Source organism: Bacteroidales bacterium (assembly GCA_023229505.1).
Taxonomy (GTDB): Bacteria; Bacteroidota; Bacteroidia; order Bacteroidales; family JAGOPY01; genus JAGOPY01.
The window spans coordinates 1-2,500 of sequence record JALNZD010000109.1 but is presented as its reverse complement, the minus strand read 5'-3'; the positions used below and the strand labels follow the sequence as shown (position 1 = coordinate 2,500).

2 protein-coding genes are annotated in these 2,500 nt (G+C 44.1%); both read left to right on the top strand.

The window, feature by feature from the left end; all coding sequences use genetic code 11:
• Window positions 1-146 precede the first annotated feature (146 nt).
• The gene (locus M0Q51_17455; GenBank protein MCK9401754.1) at window positions 147-1,583 is read left to right on the top strand and encodes a radical SAM protein; all 1,437 of its coding nucleotides are present in this window, start codon (window positions 147-149) and stop codon (window positions 1,581-1,583) included.
• A 135-nt stretch (window positions 1,584-1,718) separates the two neighbouring features.
• Window positions 1,719-2,456 carry a class I SAM-dependent methyltransferase gene (locus tag M0Q51_17450; protein MCK9401753.1) on the top strand — a complete coding sequence of 246 codons (738 nt, stop codon included), beginning with the start codon at window positions 1,719-1,721 and terminating at the stop codon, window positions 2,454-2,456.
• Window positions 2,457-2,500: the final 44 nt, after the last annotated feature.

Genomic DNA, 2,500 nt, shown 5'->3' with positions numbered 1-2,500 from the left:
GCATGAAGAAGCTCAGGACCGGCACACTGGCTCCTCTACGTCGGGTGGTCAACATGAAGGCAACCCTGAACAACAACAACAAGTAACGCGAGACGGGAGTGAGCCGCTGTGCCGGCTCACTCCCACCTTTAAAAAGGAGGTGACGCGTGACGGGATATCTCAGGTTGCGGGATAATTTCCGGGTGCTAAAGTATGATACGTTCCGGTGCCTGTTTGACAATAAGACTGCAGAGGAATTTTTTCTGGATGCAGAACAGGCCGAGTTGGTTTTTCTGCTGGATGGTACGAGAACCCTGAACGACATTCTTTCGGAGTTTGATGAAGAAAGCCGGGCAATCGTCACGACATTCGTAGGGAAACTGGAAACAGAGGGATGTCTTGAATCGCTTGCGAGCCCGCAAAAACGCATCGTTGATCTACCTTCTGTAAACCCATATCTTGAAGGGGTCCTTTTTGATATCACGTCGCTATGCAATCTCCGATGCCACCATTGTTATGTCAGCGATTTTTATAAGGAGAAGCGCGGCAAGGACTTATCGCTTGATGAAATATATGCAGTGCTTGATGATTTGGCGGCAATGAATGTGCGAGACGTTGCCGTAACCGGCGGAGAACCGATTCTTCGAGATGATATCAGAAAAATAATTGAAGGAATTGTCGCGCGCAACATGCGTTTAGGCTCGTTTTTTACCAACGGCCTGGAAATCGAGAAGGATTTCGTCTCATTTATTTCGTCGTTGCCGCAATTCACCCGGATCTATATCAGCCTAGATGGTTTAACGCCATATTCCCACTCCATGATCCGTGGCGGAGATATAAACAGCAACGTGACCCACGCCGCCGCGATCAGAGCGATTGAAATGTTCGCTAGCGCGGGCGTTCCCGTTACTATAAATACGAGTTTGCACCAGAAGAATTTGAGCGAGCTTCCCGCGATGTATCAGCTGCTGAAACGAATGAATGTTTCTCAATGGAGAATTGCGGTTCCTAAGCCAATCGGGAGATATAAAGAAACACAACCGGCGTTGAAACCACAATGGGACAACGTGCTCGCGGCTTACGCAGCACTGCTCGACATCCACCTTCAGGACGTTACGGTCAGCAACGAGGGATTTACGGCTCCAATCGAGGTGGAATTCGAATTGCTTTTCAGGACCGAAATAGTCTATAAAAAGATCAAGTTGTATCAACCCGGCGACATAGCCTGCCTCTACCACAAAAACCGCTGCTCCATTAAGGCTAACGGTGATGTTACCCCTTGCGGTTATTTTGATTACATCGTGGCGGGCAACATTCGTGAAATTCCTATTCACCAAATCTGGACCAGCAATAAGATGCAGTCGGTAAAAACGATGAAGATTGCGGAAGTCAGTGAATGTAGGGATTGTCCATCATTAGCAATTTGCGGAACCGGGTGCCGGGCAGTTGCGCATCGGCTCACCGGAGATATACGCGCCAAGGATGAATATGCTTGTGCGCAAGTAATTAAATTTCACAAAGAGGTCGTTGCTCCGCTTTTTGAGAAATACGGCTTTTCTGTTCGCGGTTCAGCAGAAGTCGAAGACATCTTCACGGATTCATAATACATCCTATCAACCCGGCCATGTCAGAAAAGGCGTCAAAACAAAATGACTCAAATAATCTCAGGGCAACCCAGCGTAATAAACGCGAAGTTGCCCTTTTTTTCTTTCCCTTTTTCTTTTATACTTATAATAGCTATGGAAAAACCATATAAACATATTGCCAAATATTACGATTTATTGATACCTGATCTTTGGTATTGTAAATGGTATAAGTTTGCGGAGAAAGTATTGCGACGCAAGAAAATCAATCCATCGCTTATAGTTGATGCTGGTTGCGGAACCGGGCGGCTTACAAATCTGCTTGCTTCACTTGGACCGGCGATCGGCTTTGATCGGTCTGCTGAAATGCTGAAAATTGCCAGAAAAAAATATCCGCATATTAAATTTATTAAAAAATCATTTCTTGATTTTTGTCTTCCCGATGAAAAACGGGCGGATTTGATCGTTTGTGCTTTCGATTCACTAAACTATACCAGCACGGTAGCCGAACTGAGGCAGATATTTAAAAATTTTTATAACCAAATAAGGGAAGAAGGATGTCTGTTGTTTGACTTAAACGGTGAAAAAGCGTTTGCCTGGAACAAAAAACTAATTAAGAACACGAGAACATTCAAATTTGACAGCACGATCGTTATTTGGAATAACTATTTTTATCCGAGACACTGGAAAGCCATTTTTGAAATTCAGAAACCGACAAAAAAAGGCACCGCCGTTGTCTTTACTGAACAGCACGAGGAATTCTATTATTCGCCCAAAACAATATTAAAAATACTTTCGGAGACGGGTTTTTCGCACTTTCAAGTATATGGGGATACGGCGTTTCACCGACCAAGCCTAAAAAATAAGCGATATTTTTTTGTTGCTCAAAAATAATTCCATTTGATTCTTATACCAGTATATAGAATAAGAAAAAGGGC